Genomic DNA, 19,617 nt, shown 5'->3' with positions numbered 1-19,617 from the left:
GGCGGCCGGTGGCGAGGTGGCGGTGCGACACAGACCTACTCCCGGAAGGCGGCGGCGAGTCGCGTGACCGCTTCGATATTGCGCGGGCCCGGCGTCGCCTCGACATATTCGAGCACCACGAAGCGATCATTGGCCACGGCCGGAATGGAGGCGAAGGCCGGGTTGGACCTCATGAAGTCGATCTTCTGCTCGGCGGTCACGTCGCCGTAGTTGACGATGACGATGACCTCGGGATTGCGCTCGATCACCGGCTCCCAGCCGATCTCGACCCAACTCGACTGCACATCGTCCATGATGTTGGAGCCGCCCGCCGCCTCGATTAGCGCCGTAGGAATGGCAAAGCGCCCGGCGGTAAACGGCTTGTCCTCGCCGGAGTCATAGACGAAGACCGGCACCGGCGCTTCGAGGGTTGGCAGGGTGGCCTGGAAATCGGCGAGGTCGGCCATGTAGCCGTCAACCAGCGCCGTAGCGCGGTCGGAGACGTCGAAGATGGCGCCGAGATTGAGCAGGTCGTTGTAGAGATCGTCCATGGAGGCCTTGGGCTTGTCCATGATGTGGATGCAGCTCTCGGTAAGCTCGTAGACGGCGATGTCGAATGCGGCCAGCGTCTCTGGCGTGACCTCGCCGCCGACGCGCATGCCGTAGTTCCAGCCGGCAAAGTAGAAATCGGCATCGGCGCCGAGCAGCACTTCCTTGCTCGGATATTCCGGTGACAGTTCGGGCAGTTCTGCGACGCCTTCACGGAGCTTTTCATCCAGCGTCTTCCAGCTCGAAACGCCGGTATAGCCGGCCATGTGGTCCGACAGGCCAAGGGCAAGCATCATCTCGGTGAGATTGACGTCGTTGGAGACGGCGCGCTGCGGGGCGGAATCGAAGGTCACGTCGCGGTTACAGCTCTGGACTGTAACCGGATAGCCGGCGGCGAGCGCCGAAGAACTGACTGCGGCAAGGGCAGCGAGTGCGAAAACAAAGCGCATGAAAATCACTCCTGGTTCTGGTTGGGGAGATAGAAGCTGAGACGCGGCCGGCCCGTGGCCGGATGAGCGTCGAGCAGGGTTTCGACGGCAAAAGCCGCGCGAATACTGGATCGGGTGAGCGCTTCTGCCGGCGCGCCGATGGCGGCGACACGGCCCCCATCGAGCAGCAGCACGCGATCGGCATGGGCCGAGGCCAATGCCAGGTCGTGCAGGGAGACGATGACCGTGCAGCGCAACCGGACCAGCAGGTCGAGCACTTCGAGCTGGTGGCGGATGTCGAGGTGATTGGTCGGCTCGTCCAGAATCAGAAGATCAGGTTTTTGCAGCAAGGCACGGGCGATCATCACCCTTTGCCGCTCGCCACCCGACAAAGTAGCGAGATCACGCGGCGCCAGGTGGCTCAGTTCCATGAGGGTGAGGACAGCCTCGACCGCCTCATGGTCCGCGCGATCAGCGCCCCAGCCGCCACGATGTGGCGTCAGGCCCAGCTCGACGATCTCGGCAACGCTGAGGCCGAAATCGCTCGCCTGCTCCTGCAAAACGGTGGCGACGCGGCGGGCAACGGCCTTGCCCTGCAGCGACCAGATATCCTCGCCATCGAGGCGGACCTGGCCCGTGATGGGCCGGTGATAGCGATAGAGGCAACGCAACAGGCTCGACTTGCCGGCCCCATTGGGACCGACCAGCGCCAGCATTTCGCCCGGCTGGATAGCGAGCGAAATCGGGCCGATAATGGGATTTCCGGGCTGGGCACCCCAGCTCAGATCGTCGATATCGAGACGCGCCGGACGATCGCCGGTGAACCGGTCAGCCGAATTGTCGCCTTGTGCCATGGGCAACCTCCGCCACAAGGCAGGAGGGCACGGGCGATCCGAGCAGTGGACAAGCAGCGATGTCGCGGCAACTGGTCATCATCGTCTCCCGCGGCACACCCCGGCCGGGTTGAAAGGAAATGATGACGGCAGGTCTCCTGGCTCGCGGGTCGCTGCGGCGCCGGACCTTCCCAGCCTTACGGCCAGTGGCATGTCCCGGTGTCGCTATCCGCTCACAGTTGCGGGGGCAGCCACGGTCTTGCGCCCTGATGGGTACGTCGCACCGTGTTCCCTTTTAATCCAGCCGCCTAAGCAAGGTAGCCGGAACCATCGCCCCACTGATGGGGGATTCGCGACGCGGTGACAAGCCGCCTCATTTCAACCCCAATGGCTGCCAAAGTGGCATCTGGGCCTGAGGGGGAATCATGATGCGTTGGTTGCGGCGAATTCTGCTGGCACTGCTGGTGCTGGCGGCCGGTATCTATATGTTCAACGCCAGTTGGCGCGTCGCCCCACCGGCCGATCCGCAGGTGGCGCTGATCGCCCATCGCGGCGTGCACCAGACCTTCACCCCCGAGGGGCTGGAAAACGATACCTGCACCGCCACGCGTATCTACCCGCCCGAACACGCCTATATCGAGAATACCATCGCCTCGATGCAGGCCGCCTTTGCCGCCGGAGCCGACATCGTCGAGCTCGACGTGCATCCGACCACCGATGGCCAGTTCGCCGTGCTGCATGACTGGACCCTCGATTGCCGCACCCAAGGCACCGGCGAGACCCGCAGCCACGACATGGCCTATCTCAAGACGCTCGACATCGGCTACGGCTACACCGCCGACGGCGGCGCCACCTTCCCGTTGCGCGGCACCGGCGTCGGGCAGATGCCCGAACTCAAGGAAGTGCTCTCGGCCATGCCGGACCGTCAGTTCCTCATCAACTTCAAGAGCCGCGAGGCGCGCGAAGGCGACATGCTGGCGGCACTGGCGGACGATCACCCCGAATGGCGGCACGCCATCTGGGGCGCCTATGGCGGCGACGAGCCGACATTTCGCGCAGCGGACCTCATGGATGGCCTGGCCGTATGGTCGCGGCGCGGGCTGGTCGACTGCCTGCTGCAATATGAGGGGCTGGGCTGGACCGGCTACATGCCGGAAGCCTGCCGCGGCACCAAGGTCATGCTGCCCATCAACGTGGCGCCCTTCGTGTGGGGCTGGCCCAACCTGTTCCTCGAGCGCATCCGCAATGCCGGCAGCCAAGTCATCCTGATGGGCCCCTATGAGGCCGGGGATTCCGGCACCGCCGGCATCGATACGCTGGAGCAGCTCGCGCTGGTGCCCGACAGTTTCGAGGGCTTTGTGTGGACCAACAAGATCGAACTCATCGGACCAACCATGGCCGGGCGATAGCGCCGCACCCGCACGAATCCCATCGACGGAACGGGCGGCTCGCTCTAGGGTCGCCGCATTGCTCTGAGCCCTCGTTTTCCTGGAAAATATCATGCCGGTCGGCGTGCTTTACGCGGTTGTCGCCTACTCGGTCTATTCCGGCGGCGACGCCATCATCAAGGGCTTCGGCCAGAGCCTGTCTGTCTTCGAGATCGGCTTCTTCATCGCCATTTTCGGGCTGATCCCCGCCGCCTTCGCCAAGCCGAAAGGCGAGCGCTGGCGCGACAGCTTCCGCCTCAAGCATCCGGCCTTGGTCCACCTGCGCTCGTTCACCGGCGTCAGTTCGTCCATCCTGGTCACGGTGTCCTTCACCACCATTCCCTTCGCCGAGACCTACTCGCTGGTCTTCATGATGCCCCTGTTCATCACGGTGATGTCGGTCTTCATCCTCAAGGAGCGCGTCGACTTCTTGCGCTGGTCCATGCTCGCTTTGGGCTTTGTCGGCGTGATGCTGGTGGTGCGCCCCGGCTTCCGCGAGCTGGAATTCGGCCACCTGACGGCGCTGCTCTGCGCCGTCTTCGGCGCGTCGACCACCACCATATTGCGTATCATCGCACCCACCGAGAAGCGGGTGAGCCTCATCGCGCTGCCGGCGTTCTACCTGATCGTGGTCAATGCCATCCTGATGGCGCCGACCTTCGTCATGCCGACGCCCCAGCAATTCGGCCTGCTGGCCGCATCGGGGAGTCTCGTCGGCATGGGGCACATCCTGCTGATCGCTGCCACACGCAATGCGCCCGCCAGCCAGGTGGCGCCCATCCAGTATGTGCAGATCGTCTGGGCCATCGGGCTGGGCGCCTTCTTCTATTTCGAATATCCCGACCTGCTGGTCTATATCGGGCTCGCGGTCGTGGTGCTGTCGGGCCTGGTCAATGTGTTCGTGGATGGCGCCCGAGCACGGGTCGCCGGCCGCTTTGCCGAATATCGCGGCCGCCCGGACAATCCGGCCGGGAACATCACCGAGATACGCGGCCCCGAAATATAGTTCGGCCGCAGGGCCGGTTCCGTCGACGGCCGGCCGCTTGGCTTGTATGGTAGCGCCTGCATTTTCGAGTCTTCCCTGTTTCGGATACTTCGATGCCGGTCGGCGTCCTTTTTGCATTTCTGGCCTATGCCAGCTTTTCCGTCGCCGACGCCCTGATCAAGGCCACCGGCCCCGCCATGTCGGTATTCGAGATCGCGTTTTTTACAACGACGCTGTCGATCATTCCCATCATGCTGACCAAGCGTGGCGAGCGCTGGCGCGACCTCTACAAGCTGCAGCATCCGCGACTGGTGCATCTACGCTGCACGACGGCAATATTGGGCACGGCATGCGTGATGTTCGCCTTCACCCACATTCCCTTCGCCGATGTCTATGCCATCGGCTTCCTGACGCCGATCGTGGTGACCCTGCTGGGCGTATTGGTGCTCAAGGAGCATGTTGCCCTGCACCGCTGGCTGCTGCTGATCATCAGCTTCCTGGGCGTGGTGCTGGTCATCCGTCCCGGCGTGCGCGACCTGCAACTGGGCCACCTCGCCATTTTCTGCAGCGTCTTTTTGGGCGGCACGACCACCATCATCCTGCGCCATGTGGCGCCAAGGGAACGGCGCATCAGTCTGGTCGGCTTGCAGGTGCTCTATTCGGCCATCGTCAATGGCCTGCTGATGATCCCGTTCTTCGTGGTGCCCTCGCTGGAGCAGATGGCGGTTTTCCTCGGCATTGGCCTCCTGGGCGGCACCGGCGGCCTGTTGCTGATCGCGGCAGCGCGGCGCTCGCCTGCCAATCTGGTGGCACCGGTGCAGTATAGCCAGCTGATCTGGGCCATCGTGTTCGGCGCAATGTTCTTCGGCGAATACCCCGACTATGTCGCCGTTATCGGCCTCGTCATCGTGCTGGCGGCGGGCCTGGCCAATGTGCTGACCGAAAAGCTGAAAATCGTCTGGAAGCCGCGGATTTTCTTCTGGCGCACGGGGCTGTGAGGCACTGGGTGTCAACACCCGCGGTCCCCCCTCGGACTTGATCCGAGGGCCACTCTCCAACACGGCGCAAGCGGGGAATGGCCCTCGGATCAAGTCCGAGGGCAGTCCTGTGGGTGGACTTGCGCCGGCGTCAGAGCGCCGCGCGCACGGCCGCTATGGCTTCGGCACCCTTGCCGCCATCGGGGCCACCGCCCTGCGCCATGTCGGGCCTGCCGCCACCGCCCTGCCCGCCAAGCGCGGCCGTGGCCAGCTTGATCAGGTTGCCGGCAGCATAGCGTGCGGTGAGGTCGTCGGTGACGCCGATGGCCACCGTGCCCTTGCCGTCGTCGCCCTTGAGGACGACGGTGACGACACCCGAACCGATACGCTTCTTTTCGGCATCGACCAGGCCCTTCACGTCCCGTGCAGGAATACCTTCCACGGTACGGCCGACATAGGTGACCCCGTTGACGCTTTCGTCGACCGCTGCGGAGGCGCCTGATCCGGCGCCGCCGCCCAGAGCCAGCTTCTTGCGGGCATCGGTCAGTTCGCGCTCGGTCTTCTTGATATTGTCCTGCAGGGCCGCAATGCGGTCGAGCACTTCATGGCTGCCCGAGCGCAGCAGGCCGGCGGCGGCATCGACGATGGCGACATTGGTATTGCCCCGATGTCGCGCCGCCTTGCCGGTCAGCGCCTCGATGCGGCGCACGCCGGCGCCGACGGCGCTTTCGGCGACGATGGAGACCAGCCCGATATCGCCGGTGCGGCGGACATGGGTACCGCCGCAGAGCTCGACGGACCAGCCCAGGCCATTGCCGGTCGGCTCGCCCATGGCGACCACGCGGACTTCATCGCCATATTTTTCGCCGAACAGGGCGCGCGCACCCGATTCCTTGGCTTCCTCGACGCCCATCAGGCGGGTTTCGACCGGGGTATTCTGCAGCACGATGGTATTGGCGATGTCCTCCACCTCGGCCATTTCCTGTCCGGTCATCGGCTTGGTGTGGACGAAATCGAAACGCAGGCGATCGGCCGAAACCATCGAACCCTTCTGGGCGACATGATCGCCGAGCACGAGGCGCAAAGCCTCGTGCAGCAGGTGGGTGGCCGAATGGTTGGCGCGGATCGACGAGCGGCGCTCATGATCGACCAGCAGCGTCACCGGCTGGCCGACCTTGATCGTGCCTTCGGTGACCTTCACTCTATGGGCGAAGACGCCATGGTGTTTCTGCGTGTCGGTGACGGTGGCGGCCAGGCCTTCGCCCTTGAGCAGGCCGATATCGCCGACCTGGCCGCCGCTTTCCCCGTAAAACGGCGTCTGGTTGAGGACAACCACACCCTCTTCGCCATAGGCCAGCGCGGCGACTTCGGCGCCATCCTTGAGCAGCGCCTTGATCTCGCCCTCGGCCGTTTCGGTTTCGTAGCCGAGGAATTCGGTGGGGCCGAGCTTGTCGGCAAGGCCGTACCAGACCGTGTCGGTGGCCGCCTCGCCCGAGCCGGACCAGCTCTTGCGGGCCTCGGCCTTCTGGGCGGCCATGGCGGCGTCGAAGCCGGCCTGGTCGACGGTGATGCCGCGCATGCGCAGGGCATCCTCGGTCAGGTCGAGCGGGAAGCCATAAGTGTCGTAGAGCTTGAAGGCGCTGGCGCCATTGAGCACCGCGCCTTCGCCCATGTCCCTGGTCTCTTCGGACAGCAGTTGCAGGCCCCGGCCGAGCGTCTTGAGGAAGCGCCCCTCCTCCAGCAGCACCGTCTCGGAAATCAGCGCCTCGCCGCGACTGAGTTCGGGATAGGCCTGGCCCATCTCGCGCACCAGCGTCGGCACCAGCTTGTAGATCACCGGCTCATTGGCGCCGAGCAGGGTGGCATGGCGCATGGCGCGGCGCATGATGCGGCGCAGCACATAGCCGCGGCCCTCATTGGAGGGCAGCACGCCCTCGGCGATGAGGAAGCTCATCGAGCGCAGGTGATCGGCAATGACGCGCAGGCTGCGATTGCCCTCGCCACTGACATCGACGCCGGTGGCGGCGGCCGCGGCACCGATCAGCGACTTGAAGAGATCGATATCGTAATTGTCATGCACGCCCTGCATGACGGCGGCGATGCGCTCGAGGCCCATGCCGGTATCGATAGAGGGGCGCGGCAGGCCGTTGCGCGAACCGTCGCCATGCTGCTCATACTGCATGAAGACGAGGTTCCAGATCTCGATCCAGCGATCGCCGTCTTCCTCGGGCGAGCCCGGCGGACCACCCCAGATATGCTCGCCATGATCGTAGAAGATTTCCGAGCAGGGGCCGCAGGGACCGGTATCGCCCATCTGCCAGAAGTTCGACTTGGCGCCGAGGCGCACGATACGATCCTCGCCCAGGCCGGCAATTTTCTTCCACAGGTCCATCGCCTGGTCATCGTCCTGATAGACGGTGACCATCAGCTTGTCCTTGGGCAGGCCCCAATCCTTCGTAAGAAGATTCCAGGCCAGCTCGATGGCGTGGTCCTTGAAATAATCGCCGAACGAGAAATTGCCCAGCATCTCGAAGAAGGTGTGGTGGCGGGCGGTGAAGCCCACATTGTCGAGATCGTTATGCTTGCCGCCGGCGCGCACGCATTTCTGCGCCGTGGTGGCGCGTGAATAGGGGCGCTTCTCCACACCGGTAAAGGTGTTCTTGAACTGCACCATGCCTGAATTGGTGAACATCAGCGTCGGATCGTTCCGCGGCACCAGCGGGCTCGATGCCACAGCGTGGTGACCATTGCGGGCAAAGTAGTCGACAAAGCTCGAACGGAGATCGTTTACGCTGGTCATCTAGGGGCTTTCATTGCGGAAATCTGGCGCAAGGGCGCCGCGGACGAGTTCGGCTGGCTTTCTATCGTGCAGCTTGCCGCCCTGTCCAGCATTGCGGCTGCCTTGCGGCGGATCGGCAAAGAAAAGAGGCACCGCTTGCGCGATGCCTCGAATATCCCTGCATGGGAAAGGAGCTCAGTCGTCGTCGCCGGAGCTGTCGTCGTCACCGCCGGCCACCAGCAGCACTTCGCCGAGCAGGCCCGAGCTTTCGCGCACGCCCTGCTCGATCGTGGCGGCAATGGAAGGATTGTCCTTGAGGAACTGGCGGGCATTCTCACGCCCCTGCCCCAGCCGCTGGCTGTCCCAGGAGAACCAGGCGCCGGACTTCTCGACGATACCGGACTTGACGCCAAGGTCGAGCAATTCGCCGGTCTTGGAAATGCCTTCGCCATACATGATGTCGAACTCGACCTGCCGGAACGGCGGGGCCAGCTTGTTCTTGACCACCTTCACACGGGTCTGGTTGCCGACGATCTCCTCGCGATCCTTGAGGGCGCCGATGCGGCGGATATCGAGGCGCACCGAGGCGTAGAACTTGAGCGCATTGCCGCCGGTGGTCGTCTCCGGCGAGCCATACATGACGCCGATCTTCATGCGGATCTGGTTGATGAAGATGACGAGGCACTTGGACTTGGAAATGGATGAGGTCAGCTTGCGCATGGCCTGGCTCATCAGCCGGGCCTGCAGGCCCGGCAGGGAATCGCCCATCTCGCCTTCGAGTTCGGCGCGCGGCGTCAGGGCTGCCACCGAATCGACCACCAGCACATCGATGGCGCCGGAGCGGACCAGGGTATCGGTAATTTCGAGCGCCTGCTCGCCGGCATCGGGCTGGGAAATCAGCAGGTCATCGACATTGACGCCCAGCTTGCGGGCATAGACCGGGTCCAGTGCATGCTCGGCATCGACGAAGGCGCAGATGCCGCCGGACTTCTGGGCCTCGGCGATGACATGCAAAGCCAGCGTGGTCTTGCCCGAACTTTCCGGCCCGAAAATCTCGACAATACGGCCCTTTGGCAGGCCGCCAATGCCCAAAGCGATGTCGAGGCCGAGCGAGCCAGTGGAGATCGATTCGACCTCGATGGCAGCCGCTTCGCCCAGGCGCATGATCGAACCCTTGCCGAAATTCCGCTCGATCTGGCCGAGCGCGGCGGCAAGAGCCTTATCCTTATCCATCGATCCACCTTCAACAATACGAAGCGGCGCACTAGCCATCTGATCTCTCCTTATTCCATGCTCTGGGAGGCTGCGCAACGCGCTGACACCGCCGGTGGTCATGCCCTGAATGTCCTTTATTTGTTCTCATATTGTTCCAGCCCCGTCAAGGGACAAAATGAGAACATTGGCATTCGCACATGGCCTGAATTCGCTAGCAGACTGTTAGCATCGACGCGCGCGATGCGGGAAAGAGCGGGGCCTTCAATAAGTATGATTTTTGACTTGCCACCTTGTGCCCGGTTGCGCTTTATGCCGACAGAGAGTTGAGGAGCCCGCCATGAACCTGATCCAGTTTTTCGATGCCAATGGCGAGCGCGCGGTCGGCGCCGTCGACAATGGCGTCGCCCGCATCGTCAATGAAGCCACCAGCGTCCACGAGCTGGCGCTGAACGCGCTGTCGCGGCATGGCGGCCTTGGCGCGCTGATCGCCGAAAAGGGGCTCGGCGCCGAAGTCGACCGGGCGGCGCTGCTCGCCGAGGGTCGCATGCTGGCGCCGATCGACCATCCCGACCCGGCCCATCTCTATGTCACTGGCACGGGCCTGACCCATCTCGGCTCTGCCGCCACGCGCGACGCCATGCACAAGTCCAACGGCACCAAGACCGAGGAGGGCCTGACCGACTCGATGAAGATGTTTCGCATGGGGCTGGAAGGCGGCAAGCCGGCCGATGGGCTCAAGGGCGTGCAGCCGGAATGGTTCTACAAGGGCAATGGCTATTCGGTGGTCAATCCCGGCCATCCCATCCCCTCGCCCGGCTTTGCTCTGGATGCGGGCGAGGAGCCCGAAATTGCCGGCATCTATGTGATCGACCAGAACGGCCAGCCGCGCCGGCTGGGCTTTGCGCTGGCCAATGAATTTTCCGACCACGTGACCGAGCGGGTAAACTATCTCTACCTGGCCCATTCGAAGCTCCGTGCCTGCGCTTTCGGGCCGGAGCTGCGCGTGGGCGACCTGCCGGGGCACATCGAGGGCCAGTCGCGCATCTGGCGCGATGGCAAGCTGTTGTGGGAAAAGCCGTTTCTGTCGGGTGAGGACAATATGAGCCACACTATCGCCAATCTCGAATATCACCACTTCAAGTATGACCTGTTCCGCAATCCGGGCGACGTGCATGTGCATATGTTCGGCACGGCGACGCTGAGCTTTGCCGATGGCATCAAGACCCAGCCGGACGATATCTTCGAAATCGAGGAAGCCCAGTTCGGCATGGCCCTGCGCAACCCGGTGCGGGTAGAAACCGAGCATCCGGTGATCGTCGGCAACGTCTATTGAGCTTGAAGCCAGCCAACTAACATGTCAGTTATCCCACCGCCTGCTGGAGGGATGACATGACTGCTCGCGAGTTCGAAAAGCGCCGCATCGGCCGCACCGATCTTGAGGTGACGACGCTGGGGCTGGGCTGCGCTTCGCTGGCCGGCATTTTCTCCGCCGTTCCGGCCGAGCAGGCCCGCGCCACGGTGGGCCATGCGCTCGATATGGGCATCAACTATGTCGATACCGCTCCGCAATATGGGCTGGGCCGCTCCGAGCATCTGGTGGGCGACGCGCTGCGCGAGCGGCGCGATGGCGTGGTGCTGTCGAGCAAGGTGGGCAGGCTGCTGAAGCCGATCAGCGCCGCCGAGCAGGACATGGGCAACTGGATCGATCCCCTGCCCTTCAACCAGGCTTATGATTATTCCTATGACGGGATCATGCGATCCTACGAAGACAGCCGGCAGCGGCTGGGCATCCACCGCATCGACATTCTCTATGTGCATGACATCGGCGTGGCGACGCATGGCGTCGAAGGCAACAAGCCGCTCTGGGCGCAATTGGCCAATGGTGGTTACAAGGCCTTGCGCGAATTGCGCGACGGCGGCGCGGTCAAGGCGATCGGGCTGGGCGTCAATGAATGGCAGGTGCTGATGGACGCCTTTGCGCTGGGCGACTGGGACGTGTTCCTGCTGGCCGGGCGCTATACGCTGCTGGAGCAGACCTCGCTCACCCCCTTCATGACCACCTGTATCGAGCGCGGCGCCTCGGTGGTCATCGGCGGCCCGTTCAATTCCGGCATTCTGGTGGGCGGCGAAACGTTCAACTATGCCAAGGCGCCGGACGAAATCGTCAGCAAGGTCAGGGCCATCGAAGCGGTCTGCCGCGAATTCGACGTGCCCCTGCCCGCCGCCGCCTTGCAATTTCCGCTGACCCATCCGGCCGTCTGCAACGTGCTGCCGGGGCCGCGATCCCCGGCCGAACTGGACGGTATTCTCGGCTGGTGGGACATCAAGGTGCCCGGCGAGCTGTGGACCACTTTGGCGGACAGGGGCCTGCTGGCACCGGGCACGCCCATTCCCAGCGGCGTGGCTTGACGGCTGCGCGACAAGCGAGCAATATAACCGGACGGTTCTAGAACCTGAAAGTTATTCCCATGCCGACGCCTGCTGCTCTCGATGCCACCTTCCAGGCGCTTGCCGATCCGACCCGGCGGGCCATCCTGGCGCGCCTGGCACAAGGTGAAGCCTCGGTGATGGAGCTCGCCGAACCTTTTGCCATGAGCCAGCCGGCCATTTCCAAGCACCTGAAGGTGCTGGAGAATGCCGGACTGATCTCGCGTGGCCGCGACGCCCAGCGCCGGCCCTGCAAGCTGGAGGCTGCGCCACTGGCCGAGGCCACGGGCTGGCTGATCGAATACCGCAAATTCTGGGAAAAGCAGTTCGGCCAGCTCGACGACCTGCTCGATGAGTTGAAGCGGCTTGAAGCCATGGCGGGCAAGAACAATTGAGGAGATGGCGATGGGTTTTGGCGGACCGCTTGTTGTAACCACGCCTGAAGACACGCAGATCGTGATCACAAGGCAGTTCGATGCGCCGCGGCATCTGGTTTTTGCCTGTTACACCCAGCCGGCACTGATCCGTCGCTGGCTCAACGGCGCCGACGGCTGGGTCATGACGGTCTGCGAATTCGACGCCAAAGTGGGCGGAAAATACCGTTACGAATGGAAGGCGCCCAGCGGCTATGTGATGGGCATGGGCGGCGTGGTCAGGGAAATCGAGCCGGTCGAACGGCTGGTGAGCGCCGAAGTGTTCGACGATGACTGGACCGGTGGCGAAGCCGTTTCGTCGCTGGAATTCACCGAGGAAGGCGAGCGGACGACGCTGGTCAACACCATCACCTATTCGTCGAAAGAAGCCCGCGACGGAGCGTTGGCGACGCCGATGGCTGAGGGCATGGAGTTTGGGTTCTCCAAGATGGATGAGGTGCTGGCGGAGATGGGAGAAGGCGCATGAACGATCCCCGTATTTCGGCAATCATCTGCGCCGCGGTCGCTGCCTGGCTGGGTTATACGATCTTCTTTTCCACCGAGGCGCCCAGCACGTTTCTGGTTGTCCTGCAGTGGACCTTCTTCACCGTGGCGCTCGCCGGGCTGGGCGTGGCGCTGGCGCGGCTGATGCGGGGGTAAGGTTCGGTGTTCTTGAATGCATGAGGCCGGCTAACCTCTCCCCTTTGGGAGAGGGTGGAAATCCGCGTCCAGCGGATTTCCGGGTGAGGGGGGCTGCGCTCGCCCATACTTCAATATTCGCGGATCGCTTGGTGCCCCCTCATCCGCCCTTCGGGCACCTTCTCCCACGAGGGGAGAAGGGGAAGAGTCCAGGCCCCCAAGAAGGGTTGCCTAGGCCCCCGGGCACGACGTTTGCGGATGCTCCGACACCCCCTCCCCAGCCCTGTTACGGCCCTGCGGGCCAAGCGACGCTACCAGCCATTCGAGCATAGCTCTCATGGCCTTCTCACCTAAGTTTGCTCCACTGGAGCAAACTTGCCTTCGGCCGGGTCGAAGCCCCTCAAGGGGGAGGGTGGGCAAGAACCGATATCTCAGGTCACTCTCAGTTCAAATCCAGCGCATGGGCCTTCAATGGGTCCAGCGGGATGAGGCCCAGATGGACGTTCAATTGAGGTCGCTCTTGCCCACCATCTGCAGCACTTCCTTGACCTTGGTGTTGATCTGGTCGAGCGAATACGGCTTGGGCAGGAATTCGACGCTCTGGTCGTCCTCGATATCGCGGCGCACGCTTTCCTCGGCATAGCCGGAGACGAAGATGACCTTGAGATCGGGCATGCGCTCCCGAATATGTTTCAGCAGCGTCGGGCCGTCCATTTCGGGCATGGCCACGTCCGATATCATCAGGTCGATGTTGAACTCTTCATCCTCAAGGATTTCAAGGGCCTCCTCGCCGCCATCGGCCTCGAAAACCTCATATCCGGTGGCACGCAAGGCGCGGGCCGAAAAGGCACGCACGCTCTCTTCGTCATCAACCAGCAATATCCGTTCGTGGCCGGTCAGATCGCGCACCGGCGCGGCGGCCGCCGCAACCTTGGCGGCCTGCTCGGCAGCGCTGGCGACATGGCGTGGCAGGAAAATCTTGAACGTGGTGCCGACGCCCACCACCGAGACCGGGTAGATATAGCCCTCGGTCTGCTTGACGATGCCGTAGACGGTGGAGAGACCGAGGCCGGTGCCCTTGCCCAGTTCCTTGGTGGTGAAGAAGGGCTCGAAAATCTTCTGCAGCACTTCGGCGCTCATGCCAGTGCCGGTATCCTGCACGTCGATCAGCACATAATCGGCCGGTACCATACCCTCGAAGCTCAGGCGCTCGGCCTCGGACTTTTCGATATTGCTGGTGCGGATGGTGATGGAGCCGCCATTTTCCATGGCATCGCGGGCATTGACGACCAGGTTGATGATGACCTGTTCGAGCTGCACCACGTCGGCGCGCACCGGCCAGATATTGCGGCCATGCTCGACGCCGAGCGTGTTCTTCTCGCCGATCATGCGTTTGAGCAGCACGGTGAGGTCATCGACGATCAGCGGCAGTTCCAGCACCTGCGGGCGCAGGGTCTGCCGGCGCGAAAAGGCCAGCAGTTGGCGGGTGAGGCCGGCGGCACGATTGGCATTCTGCTTGATCTGCATCAATTCGCTGAAGCTGGGATCGCCCGGCTTGTGCTTGAGCAGCAGCAGGTCGGAAAAGCCGATAATGGCGGTAAGAAGATTGTTGAAATCATGCGCCACGCCGCCGGCAAGCTGGCCGACGGCCTGCATCTTCTGGCTCTGGGCGAACTGGGCCTCCAGCTTGCGCTGGTCGGTCATGTCGAGGGCATAGACATTGACCTGCTCGGGCGAGCCGGCGCTCATTTCCGAGGAGGAGAGATAAAGCCGCACGGCATGGTCGCCCTCGGCGCTGAGCAGCGCATCGACCGGCTCGACTTCGGAGCGGTGGGCGGCGGCATCGGCAATGGCGCGGGCGAATTTCTCGCGGCTGCCTTCGCCGATCAGGTCGCTCAACGGCTGCATTTCGAGGCTTTTTTCCTCGCCCGACCATTTGAAGATGCGCCCGAACGGGGCGTTGGTCCGGATGATGCGCCCCTCGGCATCAAGCGTGGCGATGGCAAAGGGGGTGTCGTTGAAGAAGCGCGAGAAGCGCACCTCGGCGGCGCGCAGCGCCTCCTCGGTGTCGGGCGCCTTGGACTTGTCGAGAACCAGGGTGCGCGTCTCGCCCAGTTCGCCATCGGCCAGGCGGGCGGCGCGATGCAGCAGGCGCACCGGGAAACTGGTGCCGTTGCGACGCACCAGGTCGATATCGATGATCTCGGTGCCGATCTCGCCGTCGCCGCGGCCGCGCATGAGCAGGGTCGCGCCGTCGCCGCGCACCAGGTCGGAAAGGCCCAGATGGCCGGAATTGAACTCGGCCAGGTCATAGCCGAGCCAGTCGGTCAGGGTCGAATTGAGATACTGGATGCGGCCATGCGCATCGGCGGAGAAGAAGCCGGCCGGCGAATGATCGAGATAGTCGATAGCGCGCTGCAGGTCGCGGAAGGCGCTTTCGTTATTGTCGCGGTCGCGTGTGATATCCTCCACGGACCAGATGGCCAGAGGCCTGCTGGTCTCGTCGGATTCGGGGAGCGGCCGCACGCCGACGCGATACCAGAACGGCTTGGCGCTGTCGCCCAGCGAGCCGCCCAGCCCGCCGACAATGCGGATATCCTCCACTGCGGCGCGCCCGTCCTTGGCGGCGCGCGACAGCCGGTAGATGGCCTCGCTGGCGTCGGACTGGCCGGCAAACAGCCGCGGGATGCCGACCGGCACGCCATTGGTCACCGCGCCCGAAAAGCTGCCGTAATGCGCGTTGACATAGGAAATCTTGCCATCGCGATCCGACACCACGGCGCCGAAGGGCAGGCTGTCGACCACGGCGTTGGAAACGGTGCGCCGCTCCTCGCCATTGGCGAAGCGGAACAGGCCGGCGGCGAGACCGAAGAGGCAGAAAACACCCACCACGGCCAGCACGCCGACAAAGGTCATGATCAGATCGGCCGGCACACGGTCGCTGAACAGGGCAAAGCCCACCGCTATGGCGATCAGCACCAGGCCAAGCACGACCACGCGCCACAGACCGGCCCCGCCCCGGCCCGCCGTCACGAGCGGATCTGGATAACTGTCCTCGCCGAGCGGCGTCGATGCCATGGGTCAGGATGCTCCGTAACCGGTGAGTCGGGCCGAATCAGGCACGTTGCTATGGTCTAGCAAATGGTCCGGGCCTGCGGGAGGGCGATCACGGTTTTCAACACGGGATCGCGGCGAAGGGATTGAGAATGGACATCAAACAAAACTCGATCGTCACCCTCGGGCTTGACCCGAGGGCTCTATACTTGCGGCGCGTTCGGCAAGTGCAACGCCCTCGGGTCAAGCCCGAGGGTGACGGCCGGTGGGTGGGGCGGCGACTTGGCGCGCATCGCCGACGGTAGGAGCCGAACCATCAATTCGCCTTCCACCCTGCCCCGCGCTTGAGGCGCATGACGAAGCCGACGACTTCGGCGACGGCCTTGAAATGTTCGTTGGGGATGGCGTCGTCGACATCGACGCTGGCGAACAAAGCGCGGGCCAGCGGCGGGTTTTCGACGATGGGCACGTCGTGCTCCTTGGCCAGCTCGCGGATGCGGAAAGCCACCGCGTCGGCGCCCTTGGCCACGCATTTGGGGGCCTTCATCCCCTTGTCGTATTTGAGCGCGACGGCGAAGTGGGTCGGGTTGGTGATGACCACGGTTGCATCAGGCACGGCCGCCATCATGCGCCGGCGCGAACGCTCCTGACGCAGTTGGCGCAGCTTGCCCTTGATATGGGGATCGCCCTCCATCTGCTTGTATTCGTCGCGCGTCTCCTGGACCGTCATCATCAGCTTCTTCCACCATTTCTGGCGGACATAGAGATAGTCGGCGAAGGCGATGACCGTGACGATGGCCAGCACCGCCACGAATATCTTGATCCCGATTTCCTGGAAATCGGCGAGGATCATCAGCGGATCGGCCGTCATCATCGTGTCGAGCCGGTCGCGCTCGGGCCACACCACCATGATGACCACCGTGCCCACGATGCCGATCTTGAGCAGCCCCTTGCCGAAATTGACCAGCGACTCGATGGAAAAGAGCCTTTTGGCCCCGGCCAGGGGCGAAATCTTGGAGAGCTTGGGCGTGATCGGCTCGACCGACAGCAACGGCCGATGCTGGATGAGGTTGGCGAGCACGGCGCAGGTCGAGAGTACGACGAGCGGGATGAGCACGGTGCCGATCAGCGCCAGCGCCAGGCCATTGAAGAAGGCCGCAAAGCCTGCCCCGCCCAGTTCGAACTGATCGGCATTCATGATGATGAGCTTGAGCGATTCCGACAGGTTGGCGGCCGTGGCCGGCGCCATCATGGCGAAGATGGCAGCCGAGCCGAGCAGCATGAACCAGGTAACCACTTCCTGGCTCTTGGCGACATCGCCCTTCTTGTGGGCGTCCTCGAGCTTCTTTTGGGAAGGGTCTTCTGTTTTGGCGTCTTGTTCGGGGGCCTCACTGGACATCAGGATACCCCGCTATCCACGTGATGACGGCCTGACGTGGATTCCGGGGCATCCTCTAACCCCTCCACATCGCCAGGTGCGCTTCGAAATGGCTGAGATACCAGCCCATCATCATCATCAGGAGCATGGCGAACAGTACCAGCCCGATCATGATATTGGCCGGCATCAACAGGAAGAACACCTGCAAAGCCGGCATGAGCCGGGCGAGGATGCCCGCACCGAGGTTGAAGACCAGCCCGAAGACGATGAACGGCGCTGCCATCTGGATGCCGACGCTGAATGCCCCCGAGACGGTGCGGATCGCCAGCTGCGCCGCATCATCGAACATCAGGGGCATATCGAGCGGAAACACCACGTAGCTGTCATAGGTCGCGGCCAAAGCCACATGATGCAGGTCGGTGGCGAAGATCAGCACCATGCCCAGGAAGCTGAGAAAGCTGCCGAAAATGGCGCCCTGCACGCCGACCTGGGTCGGATCGGCCGCCATGGCGCTGGAGAGGCCCGTCTGGAAGGCAATGATCGCCCCGGCCACCTGCGTCGCCATCACCGTGATGCGGACGATGGCGCCCAGCATGATGCCGATGGCCAGCTCGTGAAAGATGAGACCGACAATGTTCATGACGTCGGGGGGCATGGCAGGCAGGCTGGCCGACAGCAGGGGATAAACCACCAGCGTAAAGGCCAGCGCGAAGCTGAGGCGCATCCGCATCGGGATCATGTCCTCGCCCAGCGCCGGCATCAGCATGAGGATGGCGCCGATGCGCGTGAACAGCAGCAGGTAGAGGAAGGCCGTATTGGGCAGCCAGTCGAGCCCGACGGTCACCGTCAGCCACCCACGATGATCATGTCGACCACGCGGTTCATGTAGCCGCCCATGGTGGCGCCGAGAAACGGCAGGGTCAGCAGCATGGTGACGAAGATGGCGATGATCTTGGGCACGAAGACCAGGGTCTGTTCCTGAATCTGGGTCAGCGCCTGGAACAGCGCGATGATGACACCGACAACCAGGCCAACCAGCATCATCGGCGCCGACACGATGATCAGCGTCCAGATGCCGTCGCTGGCTATGTCGAGAACTTCGGCGCCGGTCATGCTGTTTCCTGCCAGGCGAATCGACGCCGTGGTGCAGTTTATCCTATTATCGTGCCACGCCCTCGTGGTTCGAGGCTCGCGAAGAGCTCACACCTCACCATGGGGGCTACTGGGAACTCGCTGTGACATCAGCCCTCATGGTGAGGTGCGCTTCTTCAACGCCTCGAACCACGAGGGCGTGGCACTGGGCTAGATCGGCATCCGCATGATTTCTTCATAGGCCGAGATGACGCGGTCGCGGACCGTCACCATGCTTTCGATGGCCATTTCGGTCTCGCTGAGGGCCGTCACCATGTCGACGACATTGGCCTTGCCATTGACCATGTCGATGGCCATTTGGTCGCTGGTCGCGCCGGCATCGACGACGCCCTGCACCTGCTGGGCCAGCATGTCGGCGAAATTGGTGCCGTTGCCGCCCGAGTTCATGGCGGTGAGATCGGTCTGCGGGCGCGCGGCCTGGTTGATCAGCCGGCTGGCATTGCCATAGGCAGCGGTGGCGGCGTTGAATGGGGTGTTGATGGCCATCTATGGCTCCTCTGAAACGCGTCAGCCGCGCAGGATGTCGAGCGTGCGCCCAAGCATCTGCCGCGTGACGGTGACGACGTTGAGATTGGCCTCATAGGTGCGCTGGGCCTCGCGCATGTCCATCGCCTCGATCAGCGGATTGACGTTGGGATACTGCACATAGCCGCTGGCATCGGCCGCCGGATGGCCGGGCTCGTAGCGCGAGGTGAAATCGCTCATGTCATAGGCCAGGTTCCCCACCTCGACGATCTTGCCGCCCACATCGGGATCGAAGCTCGCCTCGAAGGTCGGGATGCGGCGGCGATAAGGCTCCTCCCCCGGCGCCTTGCCGGCAGAATCGGCATTGGCGAGGTTCTCGGCGATGACGCGCATGCGGGCTGTCTGTGCGTGCAGGCCGGTAGCGGCAATGCGGAGCGACGAATTGAAGTCCATGCGCTTGTCCTAACGATCAGGCCTGGCGGCCCAAGGCGGTTTTGAGGATTTTGATCGATTTCTGGTAGAGGCTGGTCGCGGCCTGATAATCCATCAGGTTGGTCGTGACCTTCATCATCTCGTCTTCGAGCGTCACCCCATTGCCTTCCGGCGTAATCTCGAAATTGGCCATGCGCTGCGCGCCAAAGGCACTGTTTTCGCTGCTGGACACGGAAAAGTGCATGGGCTGGGTCGCCGAGGTGGTGACCGTGGCAGACGAAAACCCGGATGCGCGATCGGCAAAGTCGTACTGGGCCAGATCGCGGCCGCGATAGCCGGGGGTCTCGGCATTGGCTACGTTTTCGGCCAGGAGCCCTTGACGGGTCTGATGCCAGCGCATCTTGTCTGTGAGCGCCGAAAAGACCGGCATGTTCATGAGGCCCATTGGCCGAAGTCCCCCGCGAGTCTCTAAACCGTGGCGTGAT

At 63.3% G+C, this 19,617-nt stretch carries 19 protein-coding genes and 1 riboswitch; of the genes, 8 read left to right on the top strand and 11 right to left on the bottom strand.

Translation table 11 applies throughout. From position 1 onward, the window contains the following. Positions 1–35 precede the first annotated feature (35 nt). On the bottom strand, positions 36–977 hold the full coding sequence (locus ASD80_RS09965; protein WP_056232749.1) for an ABC transporter substrate-binding protein: 942 nt from the start codon (positions 975–977) through the stop codon (positions 36–38). Between the two features lie 5 nt (positions 978–982). Continuing rightward, positions 983–1,810: an ABC transporter ATP-binding protein gene (locus ASD80_RS09960; protein WP_056232208.1), complete on the bottom strand. Its 828-nt coding sequence runs from the start codon at positions 1,808–1,810 to the stop codon at positions 983–985. Between the two features lie 109 nt (positions 1,811–1,919). After that, positions 1,920–2,136, bottom strand: a riboswitch (cobalamin riboswitch). Between the two features lie 81 nt (positions 2,137–2,217). Here ASD80_RS09960 and ASD80_RS09955 point away from each other — a divergent pair. The 3 genes from ASD80_RS09955 (at position 2,218) to ASD80_RS09945 (ending at position 5,199) form a co-directional block, all read left to right on the top strand. Continuing rightward, positions 2,218–3,198, top strand: a complete 981-nt coding sequence (locus tag ASD80_RS09955; RefSeq protein ID WP_056232748.1) for a glycerophosphodiester phosphodiesterase family protein — start codon at positions 2,218–2,220, stop codon at positions 3,196–3,198. A gap of 91 nt (positions 3,199–3,289) precedes the next feature. Continuing rightward, positions 3,290–4,222 (top strand): DMT family transporter, encoded by a 933-nt coding sequence (locus ASD80_RS09950; protein ID WP_056232205.1) that lies wholly within the window; start codon positions 3,290–3,292, stop codon positions 4,220–4,222. 92 nt (positions 4,223–4,314) lie between these two features. After that, a complete protein-coding gene (locus ASD80_RS09945) occupies positions 4,315–5,199 on the top strand; it encodes a DMT family transporter (RefSeq protein WP_056232203.1) in 885 nt (294 codons plus the stop codon). 130 nt (positions 5,200–5,329) lie between these two features. On the opposite strand, the gene alaS is transcribed toward ASD80_RS09945, so the two are convergent. Both alaS and recA read right to left on the bottom strand, forming a co-directional pair. Next, on the bottom strand, positions 5,330–7,978 hold the full coding sequence (gene alaS, locus ASD80_RS09940) for an alanine--tRNA ligase (protein ID WP_056232200.1): 2,649 nt from the start codon (positions 7,976–7,978) through the stop codon (positions 5,330–5,332). A 174-nt stretch (positions 7,979–8,152) separates the two neighbouring features. After that, positions 8,153–9,229 carry a recombinase RecA gene (gene recA / locus ASD80_RS09935; RefSeq protein ID WP_056232197.1) on the bottom strand — a complete coding sequence of 359 codons (1,077 nt, stop codon included), beginning with the start codon at positions 9,227–9,229 and terminating at the stop codon, positions 8,153–8,155. Between the two features lie 280 nt (positions 9,230–9,509). Between recA and araD1 the strand changes: the two genes are divergently transcribed. From araD1 to ASD80_RS18740, 5 genes are read left to right on the top strand one after another with little or no spacing between them, the layout of a single operon-like run. Beyond that, positions 9,510–10,505, top strand: coding sequence for an AraD1 family protein (gene araD1 / locus ASD80_RS09930; RefSeq protein ID WP_156460398.1), 996 nt, complete (start codon positions 9,510–9,512; stop codon positions 10,503–10,505). Positions 10,506–10,561: 56 nt separating this feature from the next. Continuing rightward, positions 10,562–11,581 carry an aldo/keto reductase gene (locus tag ASD80_RS09925; protein ID WP_056232194.1) on the top strand — a complete coding sequence of 340 codons (1,020 nt, stop codon included), beginning with the start codon at positions 10,562–10,564 and terminating at the stop codon, positions 11,579–11,581. A 59-nt stretch (positions 11,582–11,640) separates the two neighbouring features. Further along, on the top strand, positions 11,641–11,994 hold the full coding sequence (locus ASD80_RS09920) for an ArsR/SmtB family transcription factor (protein WP_056232192.1): 354 nt from the start codon (positions 11,641–11,643) through the stop codon (positions 11,992–11,994). A gap of 10 nt (positions 11,995–12,004) precedes the next feature. After that, on the top strand, positions 12,005–12,499 hold the full coding sequence (locus tag ASD80_RS09915) for an SRPBCC family protein (RefSeq protein WP_156460397.1): 495 nt from the start codon (positions 12,005–12,007) through the stop codon (positions 12,497–12,499). Then, the gene (locus ASD80_RS18740; protein ID WP_156460396.1) at positions 12,496–12,672 is read left to right on the top strand and encodes a hypothetical protein; all 177 of its coding nucleotides are present in this window, start codon (positions 12,496–12,498) and stop codon (positions 12,670–12,672) included. The genes ASD80_RS09915 and ASD80_RS18740 overlap by 4 nt, the downstream gene beginning before the upstream one ends. A gap of 483 nt (positions 12,673–13,155) precedes the next feature. On the opposite strand, the gene cckA is transcribed toward ASD80_RS18740, so the two are convergent. The 7 genes from cckA to flgB form a co-directional block, all read right to left on the bottom strand. Continuing rightward, positions 13,156–15,729 (bottom strand): cell cycle histidine kinase CckA, encoded by a 2,574-nt coding sequence (cckA, locus tag ASD80_RS09910; RefSeq protein WP_056232186.1) that lies wholly within the window; start codon positions 15,727–15,729, stop codon positions 13,156–13,158. A 292-nt stretch (positions 15,730–16,021) separates the two neighbouring features. Next, positions 16,022–17,104: a flagellar biosynthesis protein FlhB gene (gene flhB / locus ASD80_RS09905; protein ID WP_056232183.1), complete on the bottom strand. Its 1,083-nt coding sequence runs from the start codon at positions 17,102–17,104 to the stop codon at positions 16,022–16,024. Positions 17,105–17,159: 55 nt separating this feature from the next. Then, positions 17,160–17,927 carry a flagellar biosynthetic protein FliR gene (gene fliR / locus ASD80_RS09900; RefSeq protein WP_056232180.1) on the bottom strand — a complete coding sequence of 256 codons (768 nt, stop codon included), beginning with the start codon at positions 17,925–17,927 and terminating at the stop codon, positions 17,160–17,162. Between the two features lie 2 nt (positions 17,928–17,929). Further along, entirely contained in the window at positions 17,930–18,196 is a 267-nt protein-coding gene (gene fliQ / locus ASD80_RS09895; RefSeq protein WP_056232176.1) for a flagellar biosynthesis protein FliQ, read from the bottom strand. 189 nt (positions 18,197–18,385) lie between these two features. Further along, the gene (locus ASD80_RS09890) at positions 18,386–18,721 is read right to left on the bottom strand and encodes a flagellar hook-basal body complex protein FliE (RefSeq protein WP_200950278.1); all 336 of its coding nucleotides are present in this window, start codon (positions 18,719–18,721) and stop codon (positions 18,386–18,388) included. 21 nt (positions 18,722–18,742) lie between these two features. Next, positions 18,743–19,153, bottom strand: a complete 411-nt coding sequence (gene flgC, locus ASD80_RS09885) for a flagellar basal body rod protein FlgC (protein ID WP_056232174.1) — start codon at positions 19,151–19,153, stop codon at positions 18,743–18,745. A gap of 16 nt (positions 19,154–19,169) precedes the next feature. Further along, complete coding sequence (flgB, locus tag ASD80_RS09880) at positions 19,170–19,577, bottom strand: flagellar basal body rod protein FlgB (RefSeq protein WP_056232170.1); 408 nt, start codon at positions 19,575–19,577, stop codon at positions 19,170–19,172. Between the last annotated feature and the right edge of the window lie 40 nt (positions 19,578–19,617).

It is taken from the genome of Devosia sp. Root635, assembly GCF_001427605.1.
Lineage (GTDB): Bacteria > Pseudomonadota > Alphaproteobacteria > Rhizobiales > Devosiaceae > Devosia.
Note: the sequence above shows the minus strand (reverse complement) of the source record. Positions and strands in the feature narration are given on the sequence as shown.

Bases quoted from the DNA above. Each gene is read 5' to 3' on its own strand.
- alaS (WP_056232200.1), bottom strand. From the start codon at position 7,978: ATGACCAGCGTAAACGATCTCCGTTCGAGCTTTGTCGACTACTTTGCC.
- ASD80_RS09925 (WP_056232194.1), top strand. From the start codon at position 10,562: ATGACTGCTCGCGAGTTCGAAAAGCGCCGCATCGGCCGCACCGATCTT.
- flgB (WP_056232170.1), bottom strand. From the start codon at position 19,577: ATGGGCCTCATGAACATGCCGGTCTTTTCGGCGCTCACAGACAAGATG.
- ASD80_RS09950 (WP_056232205.1), top strand. From the start codon at position 3,290: ATGCCGGTCGGCGTGCTTTACGCGGTTGTCGCCTACTCGGTCTATTCC.
- ASD80_RS09890 (WP_200950278.1), bottom strand. From the start codon at position 18,721: ATGGCCATCAACACCCCATTCAACGCCGCCACCGCTGCCTATGGCAAT.
- ASD80_RS09915 (WP_156460397.1), top strand. From the start codon at position 12,005: ATGGGTTTTGGCGGACCGCTTGTTGTAACCACGCCTGAAGACACGCAG.
- flgC (WP_056232174.1), bottom strand. From the start codon at position 19,153: ATGGACTTCAATTCGTCGCTCCGCATTGCCGCTACCGGCCTGCACGCA.
- araD1 (WP_156460398.1), top strand. From the start codon at position 9,510: ATGAACCTGATCCAGTTTTTCGATGCCAATGGCGAGCGCGCGGTCGGC.
- cckA (WP_056232186.1), bottom strand. From the start codon at position 15,729: ATGGCATCGACGCCGCTCGGCGAGGACAGTTATCCAGATCCGCTCGTG.
- ASD80_RS09945 (WP_056232203.1), top strand. From the start codon at position 4,315: ATGCCGGTCGGCGTCCTTTTTGCATTTCTGGCCTATGCCAGCTTTTCC.
- recA (WP_056232197.1), bottom strand. From the start codon at position 9,229: ATGGCTAGTGCGCCGCTTCGTATTGTTGAAGGTGGATCGATGGATAAG.
- ASD80_RS09920 (WP_056232192.1), top strand. From the start codon at position 11,641: ATGCCGACGCCTGCTGCTCTCGATGCCACCTTCCAGGCGCTTGCCGAT.
- ASD80_RS18740 (WP_156460396.1), top strand. From the start codon at position 12,496: ATGAACGATCCCCGTATTTCGGCAATCATCTGCGCCGCGGTCGCTGCC.
- ASD80_RS09955 (WP_056232748.1), top strand. From the start codon at position 2,218: ATGCGTTGGTTGCGGCGAATTCTGCTGGCACTGCTGGTGCTGGCGGCC.
- ASD80_RS09965 (WP_056232749.1), bottom strand. From the start codon at position 977: ATGCGCTTTGTTTTCGCACTCGCTGCCCTTGCCGCAGTCAGTTCTTCG.
- ASD80_RS09960 (WP_056232208.1), bottom strand. From the start codon at position 1,810: ATGGCACAAGGCGACAATTCGGCTGACCGGTTCACCGGCGATCGTCCG.
- fliQ (WP_056232176.1), bottom strand. From the start codon at position 18,196: ATGACCGGCGCCGAAGTTCTCGACATAGCCAGCGACGGCATCTGGACG.
- flhB (WP_056232183.1), bottom strand. From the start codon at position 17,104: ATGTCCAGTGAGGCCCCCGAACAAGACGCCAAAACAGAAGACCCTTCC.